At 64.8% G+C, this 13,611-nt stretch carries 11 protein-coding genes; 8 read left to right on the forward strand and 3 right to left on the reverse strand.

The genetic code is table 11. The annotated features are described in order from the left end of the window. The first annotated feature begins 4 nt into the window (after positions 1 to 4). Genes V3C40_RS00075 through V3C40_RS00085 form a run of 3 tightly spaced genes read left to right on the forward strand, consistent with a single transcriptional unit; the run spans position 5 to position 5,261 of the window. Positions 5 to 2,674: a molybdopterin-dependent oxidoreductase gene (locus tag V3C40_RS00075; RefSeq protein WP_331776104.1), complete on the forward strand. Its 2,670-nt coding sequence runs from the start codon at positions 5 to 7 to the stop codon at positions 2,672 to 2,674. A gap of 29 nt (positions 2,675 to 2,703) precedes the next feature. After that, complete coding sequence (gene cysC / locus V3C40_RS00080; RefSeq protein ID WP_442907222.1) at positions 2,704 to 3,267, forward strand: adenylyl-sulfate kinase; 564 nt, start codon at positions 2,704 to 2,706, stop codon at positions 3,265 to 3,267. Next, entirely contained in the window at positions 3,264 to 5,261 is a 1,998-nt protein-coding gene (locus V3C40_RS00085; RefSeq protein ID WP_331776106.1) for a diguanylate cyclase domain-containing protein, read from the forward strand. Before cysC ends, V3C40_RS00085 begins: the two co-directional genes overlap by 4 nt. A 3-nt stretch (positions 5,262 to 5,264) precedes the next feature. Here the strand turns inward: V3C40_RS00085 and V3C40_RS00090 are convergent, their stop codons facing one another. From V3C40_RS00090 to V3C40_RS00100, 3 genes are all read right to left on the reverse strand, one after another. Beyond that, complete coding sequence (locus V3C40_RS00090; protein ID WP_331776107.1) at positions 5,265 to 6,182, reverse strand: pyridoxal-phosphate dependent enzyme; 918 nt, start codon at positions 6,180 to 6,182, stop codon at positions 5,265 to 5,267. Between the two features lie 85 nt (positions 6,183 to 6,267). Then, positions 6,268 to 6,771: a MarR family winged helix-turn-helix transcriptional regulator gene (locus V3C40_RS00095; RefSeq protein WP_046684031.1), complete on the reverse strand. Its 504-nt coding sequence runs from the start codon at positions 6,769 to 6,771 to the stop codon at positions 6,268 to 6,270. 356 nt (positions 6,772 to 7,127) lie between these two features. Continuing rightward, positions 7,128 to 7,886: a DeoR/GlpR family DNA-binding transcription regulator gene (locus tag V3C40_RS00100; protein ID WP_175539324.1), complete on the reverse strand. Its 759-nt coding sequence runs from the start codon at positions 7,884 to 7,886 to the stop codon at positions 7,128 to 7,130. A gap of 191 nt (positions 7,887 to 8,077) precedes the next feature. On the opposite strand from V3C40_RS00100, the gene glpD reads away from it, so the two are divergent. From glpD to V3C40_RS00125, 5 genes are all read left to right on the forward strand, one after another. Beyond that, positions 8,078 to 9,622 (forward strand): glycerol-3-phosphate dehydrogenase, encoded by a 1,545-nt coding sequence (gene glpD / locus V3C40_RS00105; RefSeq protein ID WP_331776108.1) that lies wholly within the window; start codon positions 8,078 to 8,080, stop codon positions 9,620 to 9,622. An 80-nt stretch (positions 9,623 to 9,702) separates the two neighbouring features. Beyond that, the gene (locus tag V3C40_RS00110) at positions 9,703 to 10,797 is read left to right on the forward strand and encodes an ABC transporter ATP-binding protein (protein WP_070302013.1); all 1,095 of its coding nucleotides are present in this window, start codon (positions 9,703 to 9,705) and stop codon (positions 10,795 to 10,797) included. A gap of 1 nt (position 10,798) precedes the next feature. Beyond that, positions 10,799 to 11,899: an ABC transporter ATP-binding protein gene (locus V3C40_RS00115; protein ID WP_319991131.1), complete on the forward strand. Its 1,101-nt coding sequence runs from the start codon at positions 10,799 to 10,801 to the stop codon at positions 11,897 to 11,899. Further along, positions 11,899 to 12,783, forward strand: coding sequence for a carbohydrate ABC transporter permease (locus tag V3C40_RS00120; protein ID WP_034754965.1), 885 nt, complete (start codon positions 11,899 to 11,901; stop codon positions 12,781 to 12,783). The genes V3C40_RS00115 and V3C40_RS00120 overlap by 1 nt, the downstream gene beginning before the upstream one ends. Next, positions 12,780 to 13,586, forward strand: a complete 807-nt coding sequence (locus V3C40_RS00125; RefSeq protein ID WP_034754968.1) for a carbohydrate ABC transporter permease — start codon at positions 12,780 to 12,782, stop codon at positions 13,584 to 13,586. The genes V3C40_RS00120 and V3C40_RS00125 overlap by 4 nt, the downstream gene beginning before the upstream one ends. Positions 13,587 to 13,611 lie beyond the last annotated feature (25 nt).

Here is a 13,611-nt window from a genome sequence, read left to right on the forward strand (position 1 = left end):
GCCCATGACAAGCTGCACGCCCGTGAAAACCACTTGCCCGTATTGCGGCGTCGGCTGCGGCGTGGAAGCGACACGCCTGCCCGACGGCGCCATCCGCATCGCCGGCGATGCCAATCACCCGGCCAACCAGGGCAAGCTGTGCGTGAAAGGCTCTGCCCTCGGCGACACCCTGAACCTGGAGAACCGTTTGCTGCAACCGCAGGTACGCGTCGATGGCGTCCTGCAGCCGTCCTCCTGGGATGCCGCGCTGGACCAGGTGGCCGGCGGCCTGCGCGCCATCATCGACAAGCACGGCCCCGACGCCGTCGCCCTGTACGTCTCGGGCCAGCTGCTGACGGAAGACTATTACATCGCCAATAAATTCATGAAGGGCTATGTGGGCAGCGCGAATATCGACACCAATTCGCGCCTGTGCATGTCGTCGGCCGTGGCCGGCCACAAGCGCGCGTTTGGCGAGGATATCGTGCCGGGCTGCTATGAAGACCTGGAACTGGCCGACATGGTGGTGCTGGTGGGCTCGAACACGGCCTGGTGCCACCCGATCCTGTTCCAGCGCATCGCCCGCATCCGCGAAACCCGGCCGGAGATGAAACTGGTGGTGATCGACCCGCGCCGCACGGCCACCTGCGAGCTGGCCGACCTGCACCTGCCCGTGAAACCGGGCACCGACGTGTGGCTGTTCAACGGCTTGCTGTGCTATCTGGCGAAGGAAGGCGTGATCGCCGATGATTTCGTGACGCGGCACAGCAGCGGCCTCGATGAGGCGCTGGCCGCCGCCCATGTCGACTGTTCCGATCCTTTGCGTGTGGCGAAAATCTGCAAGGTCGACCCGCAAGCCTTGCTGGCGTTCTACCAGGCGTTTGCCGCCACGCGCAAGGTCGTCACAGCCTTTTCGCAGGGCGTCAACCAGTCGTCTTCCGGCACGGACAAGGTCAACAGCATCATCAACTGCCACCTGGCGACCGGGCGCATCGGCCAGCCCGGCATGGGGCCGTTTTCCCTCACGGGCCAGCCGAACGCCATGGGCGGGCGCGAAGTGGGCGGCCTGGCCAATATGCTGGCGGCCCACCTGGATCTCGACAAGCCGGCGCACCGCGAAGCCGTGCAAACCTTCTGGGACTCGCCGCGCATCGCCGACAAGCCTGGCTTGAAGGCGGTGGAGCTGTTCCACGCCATCGAGGCGGGCAAGGTCAAGGCCGTGTGGATCATCGCCACCAATCCGCTGGTCAGCATGCCGGACGCCGACCAGGTGCGCCGCGCGCTGGCCAAGTGCGAGCTGGTGGTGGTGTCCGACATCAGCACTGGGTCGGACACGAACGCCCACGCCGACGTGCTGCTGCCCGCCCTGGGCTGGGGTGAAAAGGATGGCACGGTGACCAATTCCGAGCGCCGCATCTCGCGCCAGCGGGCCTTCTTGCCGGCGCCCGGCGAAGCGCGCGCCGACTGGGACGTGCTGTGCGACGTGGCGCGCCGCATGGGGTATGCCGGCTTCGATTTCACGGCGCCGCAAGCCATCTTCGATGAACACGCGCGCCTGTCCGCCTTCCGCAATGACGGGTCCACAAAGCGTTTGTTCAACCTGGGCCACCTGGCGGGCCTGGATGCGGCGCGCTACGACGCCCTTGCGCCGCAGCAGTGGCCGCAAGGCCAGGCGCGCCTGTTCGGCGACGGCCGCTTCGCGCATGCCGATGGCCGCGCGCGCTTCGTGCCGACGGCGCCGCGCGCACCGCGCAACCTTCCCGACGAGGACTATCCGCTCATCCTGAATACGGGCCGGGTGCGCGACCAGTGGCATACGATGACGCGCACGGGCAAGGCGGCGAAACTGTCGGGCCACGTCGCCGAAGCCTTCATCGACCTCCACCCGCAGGATGCGCTGCTGTACAGCGTGCGCGAAGGCGAGCTGGCGCGCATCAGCAGCGCCTGGGGCGCGATGGTGGCGAGGGTCGTGCATGGCGGCGGCATCGCGCGCGGCCAGGTCTTCGTGCCGATCCACTGGAACGACGCGAATGCGTCGGACGCGCGCGTGGGCGCCGTCGTCAATCCGGTCGTCGACCCCGTCTCGGGCGAGCCCGAATTCAAGCACACGCCCGTGCGCATCGAGCAGTTCCGCGTGCACTGGCATGCTTTCGTATTGAGCCGCACGCCCTTGAACCTGGACGGCGTGGCGCACTGGACGCGCATCCAGGGCGAGCAGTTCCTGCGCTACGAGCTGGCCGGGCGCCAGCGCATCGACGACCTGGGCGCCTGGGCGCGCGCGCTGCTCGGTGTCACGGACGACAACGCCGACTGGCTCGATTACGCGGACGCCAGCGCCGGCGTGTACCGCGCCGTGCACCTGGACGAGGGACGCATCGCGCAATGCGTGTATGTCTCGCCCCGTCCCGACCTGCCGTCGCGCAGCTGGCTGGCGGGCCTGTTTGCGCACGCGCAGATGGATGCGGCCGACCGCGCCGGCGTGCTGCTGGGCCAGCCCATCGGCAAGGGCGTCGATGCCGGCCCCACCGTGTGCTCGTGCTTTGGCGTGGGGCGCAACACCATTTGCGCGGCCATCGTGGAGCAAAAACTGACGACGACGGCGCAGGTGACGGCCTGCGTCAAGGCGGGCGGCAATTGCGGCTCCTGCGTGCCGGAGATACGACAGTTGCTGCTTGAGGCGCGCAGCGCTGCCTGATAGTCTGTCCTTTCCTGCGCGGCTTTGTTATATTGCCAGCTCTACAGGAGAGAGGCAGTGTGATGACAGCAGGACAACACGACACGGTCTGGCTGACGGGCTTGAGCGGCGCCGGCAAGTCCAGCATCGCCGATGCGCTGGCGCGCCAGCTCAAGGCGCAGGGCCGCGCCGTGGCGGTGCTCGACGGCGACCAGCTGCGCCATGGCTTGAACCGCGATCTCGGTTTTACGCCCGAAGACCGGCATGAAAACATCCGCCGCGCGGCCGAAGTGGCGCGCCTGATGAACGGGGCGGGCCTGACCGTCATCGCCGCCTTCATTTCCCCGTACCGCGCCGACCGGGCCATGGCTGCAGACATCATCGGCGCTGCGCATTTCATCGAAGTTCACGTCAGCACGCCGCTGGCCGTGTGCGAGGCGCGCGATGCCAAGGGCTTGTATGGAAAGGCGCGCGCGGGGCAGCTCGCGCAATTCACGGGCATTTCCGCGCCGTACGAGGCGCCGCTGGCGGCGGCGCTGACCCTGGACACGGGCACCCTGGCGCTGGACGAATCGGTCGAGCGCCTGTGCCACTACCTTCAGCGACGTACGTGACGAACTGGCGAAAACAGCTGCGCCGGCGCCTGCCCGCCAGCCTGAAGGCGCGCATGAGCATGGTCGTCTTCCTGCTCGTGCTGGGCGCGGTCGCCTCGCTGGCGCTGGCCACCCTGGCCGTGGCCGAGCGCGGCATGCGCGACGTGATGGGGCGCCAGCAGTACGTATCGCTGGCCAGCGCCGCCGTCTTCATCGACGAGGAACTCGACGCGAAGCGCAATGTGTTGCGCGCGATCGCGGACAGCCTGGCGGCCAGCGGTGCGCACGACGGCACCGGCCTGCAGCGCTTCCTGGCCGCGCAAACGGTGCTGGGCAAGGAGTTCTATTCGGCCGGCGTGGTCGGTGCCGACGGCATCGTCCTGGCCAGCGTGAGTCCCTTCAAGCCGCAGGCGGGGCTGAACGTGAAGGGCCGCCCTTACTTTGAACAGACGCTGGCGACCCGGCGTTCGGTGATTTCCTCGCCGCTTAACGGCAGCATTTCCGGCATGCCCATCGTGGTGGTGACGCAGCCCGTGTTCGACGCGCACGGCGGCGTGCGCTATGTGCTGGCGGCCAGCGTCAACCTGCGCCAGCCCGATTTCCTCGGCCGTCTCGGCGCCCTCAAGCCGGGCCCTGGCGGCTACCTGTACATCATGACCAGCGAAGGCGTCATCGTCGAGCATCCCGACAAATCGCGCATCATGCAGCATATCGAAGCCCACGGCCCCGTCAGCGTGCCCACGCGGAGCGCCATGCAGGGCTACGAAGGCTGGATGACGGGGACCACCACGCAGGGCATCGATGCCCTGTTCGCCTACCACCGCATCGCCTCGACGGGCTGGATACTGGCGTCCGTGTATCCGATGAGCGAGGCCTTTGCGCCGCTGCACGCCATCCGCAGCAAGATCCTGCTGGCCGCCGTGCTGCTGGCGGCGCTGGCGGGCCTGGCCGGCTGGCGCGTCGTATTGCGCCTGTTGCGGCCTTTGGAACGCTTGCGCCGGCAGGTGCATCAGATCCGCCGCCAGCGCCTGGGCATCGAGGCGCTGCAAATCGAGCGGCGCGACGAGATCGGCGACTTGAGCCGTGATTTTTATTCGCTGGTGGCCGAGCGTGAAATCGCCGAGGCGCAAACGCGCGACAGCGAGCGGCGCTTGAAACTGCTGACGGACCATGTGCCCGTGGTGATCGTGTATATCGACCGCGAACACCGCTACCAGTTCATCAATGCGACGTTTGAGCGATGGTTCGGCGTCTCGGCCAGGGAAAGCCTGATGCATTCCATGCGCGAGGTGCTGGGCGAGGAAGCCTACCAGCTGCGCGAGCAGCACCTGCTGCGCGCCTTTGCGGGCGAGGAGGTCGACTATGAATTCACGGTCGACAACGAGGCGGGGGAGCGCACCTTCCATACCAGCTACGTGCCCGATGTGGGCGAGAGCGGCGCGGTGGAAGGCGTGTATGGCCTGATTCACGAAATCACCAAGACCAAGGCGATGCACACGGCGCTGCAGTTCGCCGCCGCCACCGATACGCTGACGGGCATCGCCAACCGGCGCCGCTTCGACGAGCAGCTGGCGCAAAGCATGCAGCGCACGCGGGCCACGCGCGCGCCGATGGCGCTTGCCTATCTCGATATCGACCGTTTCAAGGCCATCAACGACAGCCTGGGACACAAGGCGGGCGACGAGGTGCTCAAGGAATTCGCCTCGCGCCTGGTGCGCAGCGTGCGCGCCAGCGACCTGGTGGCGCGCCTGGCCGGCGATGAATTCGTGATCATTCTCCAAGGCGTGAACGGCGCGGCCGAAGTGCGCCAGGTCGGCGCCAAGATCGTCGACGCCATCCGACAGCCCTTCGAGCTGGCCAGCGGCCCGCTGCCGGTGACGACCAGCATCGGCATCGCCATCTTCCGCGAAGGCACGCTGACGCCGGCGCAGCTGCTGGACCTGGCCGACCAGGCCCTGTACGCGGCCAAGGGGCAGGGCCGCGATGGCGTGGCGCTGCTCGAGGCGGCGCCGTAGCGGCTACAGGGTGGCGCTCCAGTGGTCGAGCTGCTGCGTGGTGGCCGTCACGCCGCCGCACACGATGACGAGCACATTGCGGTAGGGCGCCAGTTCCGGTACTTTGCCGTAGACGGCCGCCAGCGCCGCGCCGCAGGCCGGTTCCACCACCAGGCGCTGGTCGGTAATAAAGCGCTGGCAGGCGTCGACGGCGGCCCGGTCGGACACCACCACGCTGTGGAGCAGGCGCGTCTGACTGATGGCGTATGCCTGCGCACACACCTGGCGCGCGGCCAGCGAGGTGGCGATGCTGTTGACCGCCGGCAGGGCCACGTGTTCGCGCGCGGCCACGGCCGCCGACAGCGAGGCGGCGCCTTGCGTTTCCACGGCCACGATGGCCACGTCGTCCCAGCCGTTGCGCTGCAAGCCTTCGGCCACGCCGGCCAGCAGGCCGCCGCCACCGACTGACAGCACCACGGCGTCCGGTTTCAGGCCCGCGCTGGCCACTTCATCGATCATGCCGGCATGGCCCTGCCACAGCAGCGGGTCGTCGAACGGATGCAAAAAGGCGTCTTGCGGTGTGAGCATCGATTGGGCCAGCGCGTTCGCTTCCTGCCAGGCGGCGCCGTGCACGATGACTTCGGCGCCCTCCTGCGCGATCAGGGCCTTGGCCCGTTCGCTGGTCGTTTCCGGTACGACGACGATGACGGGAATGCCCAGCTGGCGTCCCGCATAGGCGACGGCGATGCCGGCATTGCCGCCGGAAGATGAGATGAAACGGCTGGCGCCGCGCCGCGCGTATTCTTCGCAGGCCAGGCCGATGCCGCGGATCTTGAAGGAGCCGGGCGGCTGCAAGGCTTCGAGCTTGAGCCAGATGGCGCGTTCGCTGTGCAGGCTCAGCGCGCGCGAGTTGAGCAAGGGAGTTTCGATGTGCAGGGCCATGCGTGTTCCTGGTAAACAGTCAGGCCAGCATCATAGCCGAAGCGCGCGCGCCGCCGCGTCACCCTTGCCGTATGTGTTACTGCTGTCAGTTCAGCGGGGCGCTCTTGAGCTGGTGCGTGCGCGCCACTTCCTTCATCGCTTCGAGCAGGTCGTCGCGCAGCTGGCGCGGCAGCTTGCCGAAGAATTCCTCGTCGTTCTGGTCGGCCATCTCGGCCAGCACGGGCACCAGCGCCTCGCCTTCCGTGGTCAGCTCGATCGAATGCTGGCGGCGGTCGGCCAGCAGGATGGACTTGCTGACCATGCCCTTGCTTTCCAGGCGGTCGATCAGTTTCGATACGGCGCCCTTGCTCATGCCGGACACTTGCGCCAGCACCGTGGGCGAGGTGCAGCCTAGGCGGAACATTTCGCGCAGCACCACCCATTCGGACACCGTCACGCCATTGGCTTCGGCTTTTTTCTGGAAACTGTGGGAAACGTGGTTGGAAACGAAACGCAGCCAGTAACCGAGGTGGGCTTCCAGCTCGCTGACGGGGACGCTGTTGGGATGGGCGGCTTGCGGCATGGCGGCCGATTCAAAATTATGGCTCATTTCTCTTCCTTCACTGGGCGGCGTTGCCGGCATGGTTAAGGCCTTCACGCTTGCTGTCGAGTGGTTTGTTTGGGAACAATCATCGTGCTTGAGGTATTTTTAACACTGTTTTCACAGGAAATCACTCAGCGGCAAAGAGTTTTTTCCTTTTTCCTTACTCTAGATAAATAAAAAGCAATATCAAGCAAATAATCGTATTGCGAGAGAGGAAGATTAAAAAAATAACTCATGTTGCATCAATGGTAACAGCATTTTTGCCGAATTGATAAATATTTCATATCATTCTGTATGCTGGCCCACACAAGACGTATTGCCCACGCGACAGCGCGCAGTTTTACTGCGGAAATGCGGCCCGCTCAGGCCAGCACCACCTTCACGCCCGCTTCGCGCAGCACTTCGGCAAAGCGGGGCGGCGGTGGCGCATCCGTAAACAGGACGTCGATTTGCGCCAGGTCGGCCAGGCGCACGAGCGCCTTGCGGCCGAATTTATGCTGGTCGGCCACCAGCCACACTTCGCGCGACTGCTCGATGATGGCTTGCGCCACTTTCACTTCGCGCGCGTCGAAGTCGCGCAGGCTGCCGTCCTCGTCGATGCTGGAAATGCCGATGATGCCGATGTCGACCTTGAACTGGCGGATGAAGTCGATGGTCGCTTCGCCCACGATGCCGCGGTCGCGCCCGCGCACCACGCCGCCGGCCACGATGACTTCGCAGGCCGCGTTGTCGGCCAGGATGGCGGCCACGTTCAGGTTGTTCGTCACCACGTGCAAGCCCGTGTGCCGGCCCAGCGCGCGCGCTACTTCCTCGGTCGTCGTGCCGATATTGATCAGCAGCGAGCAGCCGTGCGGCACTTGCGCGGCGACGGCGGCCGCGATGCGCCGCTTGGCGTCGCTGTTGAACACCTGCCGCTGGCTGTAGTCGATATTTTCCACGGACGAGGGCAAACCCACGCCGCCGTGGTAGCGGGCCAGCAGGCGCGCTTCTTCCATCTGCTTGACATCGCGGCGCACGGTTTGCGGCGTCACGTCCAGCTGCTGGGCCAGCTCTTCGACGGACATGGTGACCTTCTGGCGCACCACTTCGAGCAGTCGGCGCTGGCGGGGATTCAAGATCATGGTGCTCTCTTTAAAAATCACAAAACGAACAGAAACGAACAAATAGTACTAAAAATATGTTGCTATGGGTTCGTATTCTGGCGTAACCTTATTCATATTGCATGCGTATTACGAAATGGTGATCTTAACGACAGTCGCCGGCGATGCCTAGTCTTTCCTCGCCGGCGTGTCCTGACCTACATGGAGTCCCGATGGCCGCAGCACAGCAAGGTGTGGAGACAGCGATCAAATGCGACGTACTGGTGGTCGGCGGCGGCATCAATGGCGCCGGCATCGCGCGCGACGCGGCGGGACGGGGCTTGTCGGTGGTGCTGTGCGAAAAGGATGACCTGGCTTCCCACACCTCTTCGGCCTCCACCAAGCTGATACATGGCGGCCTGCGCTACCTCGAATACTATGAATTTGGCCTCGTGCGCAAGGCGCTGATCGAGCGCGAAGTGCTGCTGCGCTCGGCGCCGCACATCATGTGGCCGCTGCGCTTCGTCATGCCGCACGCGAAGGGCCAGCGCCCGGCCTGGCTGATACGCGCCGGCCTGTTCCTCTACGACATGCTGGCGAAGCGGGAAATCTTGCCGGCCTCCAGCGGCATCGACCTGACGCGCCATGCGGCCGGCACACCATTAAAACCCCAGTTCAAGCGCGGCTTCGTGTATTCCGACGGCTGGGTCGACGATGCGCGCCTCGTGGTGCTCAACGCCGTCGACGCGGCAGACAACGGCGCGCACGTGCTGACGCGCACGCGCTGCACGATGCTGACGCGCGAAGGCGACGCTTGGCTGGCCACCTTGCAGCACGCCAGCGGCACGCAGACGACGGTGCGCGCGCGCAGCGTCGTCAATGCGGCCGGGCCGTGGACGGCCGAGTTCCTGCAGCAGGCGGCGCCCGGCGGGCAGGGCCGGCACTTGCGCCTGATCAAGGGCAGCCATATCGTCGTCAAGCGCCTGTTCGAGCATGATCACGCGTATATCTTCCAGCATCCGGATGGGCGCATCGTGTTTGCCATCCCGTATGAGCACGATTTCACCCTGATCGGCACCACCGACCTCGACTACCAAGGCGACCGTGGCAAGGTGGAAATCGATGACGAGGAAATTCGTTACTTGTGCGAGCTTTCCAGTTACTATTTCAGCAAGCCGATCGTGCCGGCCGACGTGGTCTGGACGTATGCGGGCGTGCGCCCGCTGGTGGAAGACGCGGCGGCCGACGCCAAGGCCGTCACGCGCGATTACCGTTTCGAGCTGGACCGGGAAGGGGCGCCGCTGCTGAGTATTTTCGGCGGCAAGATCACCACCTTCCGCAAGCTGGCCGAGGAAGCGATGGACATGCTGGCGCCCTTGCTGGGCAACGCGCGTCCGGCCTGGACGGAGCACGCTTGCCTGCCCGGCGGCGACGTGTATGGCGCCGTGCCGCAGAACCGGGCCGTGCGCGAGTTCGGCCAGTTCGTGCAAGGCTTGCAGCGCGAGTATGCGTGGCTGCCGGCGGCGCTGGTGGCGCGCTATGCACGCGCCTACGGCACGCGCATCCACGTGCTGCTCGAGGGCAGGGCGGACGTGGCGGCCATGGGCGAGGAAATCGCCGCCGGCCTGTACGCGGCGGAAGTTGATTATGTGCGGCGCCATGAATGGGCCGTCAGCGCGGCTGACATCCTGTGGCGGCGCTCCAAGCTGGGCTTGCACCTGCCGCGCGAGACGGCGGACACGCTCGACGCCTGGCTGTTGCAGCACCCTTTGCCGTAAGCAGTAAGCAGCACACGTAGGCGACCGCGCCCCACAGAGGGTGCGGCGAAGAATAAGATACATCACTGGAGGAGAAGCGCGTGCAACTGGTACTGGACAAGATCAGCAGGAAGCAGGGGGCTGACGACTTTTTATATCCGATGTCACTGGCCCTGGTGCCGGGCGCCATCAACGTCTTGCTGGGCACCACGCGTGCCGGCAAGACGACCCTGATGCGCGTGATGGCGGGCCTGGACAAGCCCAGCGGGGGCACGGTCACGGCCGATGGCGTCGACGTGACGGGCGTGCCCGTCAGCAAACGCAACCTGGCCATGGTGTACCAGCAATTCATCAACTATCCGGCCTTCACCGTCTACGACAATATCGCTTCGCCCTTGCGCCTGCGCAAGGTACCCGAGGAGCAGATACGCACCAAAGTGTTGGCGCTGGCCGAGCGCCTGCACATCACGCCGTATCTGCAGCGCACGCCCGGAGAATTGTCGGGCGGCCAGCAGCAGCGCACGGCGCTGGGGCGCGCGCTGATCAAGGATGCGTCCCTGCTGCTGCTCGACGAGCCCCTGGTGAACCTCGACTACAAGCTGCGCGAGGAATTGCGCCGCGAATTGACGGAACTGTTTTCCAGCGGCAGTACGACGGTCGTGTACGCGACCACGGAACCGCTGGAAGCGCTGCAGCTGGGCGGCCACGTGGCCGTGCTGCACGAGGGACGTTTGCTGCAGCAGGGGCCGACCCTGGACGTCTTCAACGCCCCCAATTCCATCGACGTGGCGCGCACCTTCAGCGACCCGCCCATCAACCTGATCCCCGCGCGTGTGGATGCGAGCGGCGTGGCGCAGGCGGCCGATGGCCTGTCGATCCATTTGAGCGGCGCACAGCGCGCCCGCCTGGGCGGCAGCACGCAGGTGATCCTCGGCGTGCGCGCGCACAGCCTGCATTTGTCACCGCAGTCCGATGGCGACGTGGCTATCGCAGCTACGGTGGACCTGGCGGAAATCAGCGGCTCGGAAACCTATGTGCATGCGCGCCGCGGCGACCTGGCCCTGGTGGCGCAGCTGGGCGGCGTGCACAACCTGGAGATCGGCAGCGCCTGCACCGTGTATTGCCAGCCGCATGCCTTGCTGATTTTTGCCAGTGATGGCGGCCTGCTGTTCGCTCCTGCGCAAGGAGGGGTGTGACATGGCGCGCATCGAACTGGTCGACCTGGCCCACGCCTACAAACCGAACCCGACGGCCCCCGCCGACTATGCGCTGCGGCCCATGAGCATGGAATGGCATGACGGCGGCGCCTACGCCTTGCTGGGGCCGTCCGGCTGCGGCAAGACGACCTTGCTCAACATTATTTCCGGCCTGGTCAAGCCGTCGCATGGCAAGGTGCTGTTCGACGGCAAGGACGTCACGCAGCTGCCGACCGAGGCGCGCAATATCGCGCAAGTATTCCAGTTTCCCGTCATCTACGACACCATGACCGTGCACGACAACCTGGCGTTTCCGCTGCGTAATCGCGGCTGGAAAGAGATCGAGGTGAAAAAGCGCGTGCAGCAGGTGGCGCAGATGCTGGAATTGACGGGCGACTTGAAATTGCGCGCCAGCGGCTTGTCCGTGGATGCCAAGCAAAAGATTTCGCTGGGACGCGGTCTCGTGCGTCCCGACGTGGCGGCCGTGCTGTTCGACGAACCGCTGACGGTGATCGACCCGCATTTGAAATGGCTGTTGCGCCGCAAACTCAAGGAAATCCACCACGAACTGAAATTGTCCCTGATCTATGTCACGCACGACCAGGTGGAAGCGCTGACCTTTGCCGACCAGGTGGTCGTCATGACGCAGGGCGAAGTGGTGCAGACGGGCAGCGCGCAAGCGCTGTTCGAGGAGCCCGAGCACACATTTGTCGGCTATTTCATCGGCAACCCGGGCATGAACTTGCTCGATTGCACCCTGGACGACGGCGGTGTGCGCGTGGCGGGGCAGCTACTGGCCGTGTCCGCTGCCGCCCGCGCGGCGCTGTCTGGCGCGCAAGGGAAAATCACCGTGGGCGTGCGGCCGGAATTTGTCGAATGCGTGAAAGCGGGCGAGGGTGGCGAAGGTGGCGACCATTGCCTGGACGCCACGGTCACGGCCGTGCGCAACATGGGCACGCATTACCTGGCGGAATTCCAGCTGGGCGGCGCGACGGTGGCGGCCAAGCTGCGCGCCATCGACGCCGTCGCCGGGAATGCTGTGCGGCTGCGCTTTCCGCCGCAACGCACCCTTTACTATGTCAACGATAAGCGGGTGGCCTGATGATACATAACGGTAAAACCGATAACAACCGCCGCGCCTGGCTATTGATCTTGCCCGTGCTGCTGTGCGTAGCCTTTTCCGCCATCCTGCCCCTGATGACGGTGGTCAATTATTCCGTGCAGGATATTCTGAGCCCCACGCAAAAGGTCTTCGTGGGCACCGAATGGTTCCGCATGGTCATGCTGGACGGCGACTTGCACAGCGCTTTGCTGCGCCAGTTGCTGTTTTCCGGCTCCGTGCTGGCCATCCAGATTCCGCTGGGTATTTTGATTGCCCTGTGCATGCCGGCCGATGGCTGGAAGGCGTCCCTCGCCTTGGTGCTGATCGCGCTGCCCCTCTTGATACCCTGGAACGTGGTGGGCACCATCTGGCAAATCTTTGGCCGCGGCGACATCGGCCTGATGGGCTATACCCTGAACCAGCTGGGCTTTGACTACAACTACAACGGCAATTCGCTCGACGCGTGGCTGACGGTGATGGTGATGGATATCTGGCACTGGACGCCTCTCGTCGTGCTGCTGTGCTATGCGGGCTTGCGCGCCATTCCCGACGCGTATTACCAGGCGGCGCGCATCGACGGCGCCTCGCGCCTGGCCGTGTTCCGCTACATCCAGCTGCCGAAACTGCGCAATGTGCTGATGATCGCCGTCTTGCTGCGCTTCATGGACAGTTTCATGATCTACACGGAACCGTTCGTGCTGACGGGCGGCGGGCCGGGCAATGCCACCACGTTCCTGTCGCAGTACCTGACGCAAAAGGCCGTGGGCCAGTTCGACCTGGGGCCGGCGTCCGCGTTTTCCCTGATCTATTTCCTCATCATCCTGCTGTTCTGCTTTGTGTTGTACACGTGGATGCAGCGCGTTGGCACGGGAGACCAGAAATGATGCACAAGAAAATGAGCAGCACCATCCTCGTCGTCTTTCTGCTCGCGTCCCTGTTGCCCATCTACTGGATGCTCAACATGTCTCTCAAGACCAACGAGGAAATCGTCGGCGTGCTGAGCCTGTGGCCCCAGCAATTGACGTTCGCCAATTACCACACGATTTTTACGGACCGGTCCTGGTACAGCGGCTACATCAATTCCATGATCTACGTGGCCTTGAACATGGTGATGTCGGTCACGGTCGCCTTGCCGGCCGCCTATGCTTTCTCGCGCTACAACTTTGTCGGCGACAAGCATTTGTTCTTCTGGCTGCTGACCAACCGCATGACGCCGCCCGCCGTCTTCCTCGTACCGTTCTTCCAGCTGTATTCGACGGTGGGCCTGATGGATACGCACCTGGCCGTGGCGCTCGCGCACATGGTCTTCAACGTGCCGCTGGCCGTGTGGATACTGGAAGGCTTCATGTCCGGCGTGCCCAAGGAAATCGATGAAACGGCGTATATCGACGGCTACAGCTTCCCGCGCTTCTTCATCCGCATCTTCTTGCCGATGATCAAGTCGGGCGTGGGCGTGACGGCGTTCTTCTGCTTCATGTTCAGCTGGGTGGAGTTGCTGCTGGCGCGTACCTTGACGTCCGTCAATGCCAAGCCGATCGCCGCCACCATGACGCGCACCGTGTCGGCGGCCGGCATGGACTGGGGCGTGCTGGCGGCGGCCGGTGTGCTGACCATCGTGCCCGGCGCGCTGGTGATCTGGTTCGTGCGGCATTACATTGCCAAGGGTTTCGCGATGGGGAGGGTGTGACATGGAAAATACCGATAGCACAGCC

The sequence above is a fragment of the Janthinobacterium sp. LS2A genome, from assembly GCF_036543145.1.
GTDB lineage: Bacteria > Pseudomonadota > Gammaproteobacteria > Burkholderiales > Burkholderiaceae_D > Janthinobacterium > Janthinobacterium aestuarii.

Coding starts and splice junctions, on each gene's coding strand:
- V3C40_RS00090 (WP_331776107.1), bottom strand. CDS start 6,182: ATGGCCCTGCACATCGAAACTCCCTTGCTCAACTCGCGCGCGCTGAGC.
- glpD (WP_331776108.1), top strand. CDS start 8,078: ATGGCCGCAGCACAGCAAGGTGTGGAGACAGCGATCAAATGCGACGTA.
- V3C40_RS00095 (WP_046684031.1), bottom strand. CDS start 6,771: ATGAGCCATAATTTTGAATCGGCCGCCATGCCGCAAGCCGCCCATCCC.
- V3C40_RS00125 (WP_034754968.1), top strand. CDS start 12,780: ATGATGCACAAGAAAATGAGCAGCACCATCCTCGTCGTCTTTCTGCTC.
- V3C40_RS00115 (WP_319991131.1), top strand. CDS start 10,799: ATGGCGCGCATCGAACTGGTCGACCTGGCCCACGCCTACAAACCGAAC.
- V3C40_RS00075 (WP_331776104.1), top strand. CDS start 5: ATGACAAGCTGCACGCCCGTGAAAACCACTTGCCCGTATTGCGGCGTC.
- V3C40_RS00120 (WP_034754965.1), top strand. CDS start 11,899: ATGATACATAACGGTAAAACCGATAACAACCGCCGCGCCTGGCTATTG.
- V3C40_RS00100 (WP_175539324.1), bottom strand. CDS start 7,886: ATGATCTTGAATCCCCGCCAGCGCCGACTGCTCGAAGTGGTGCGCCAG.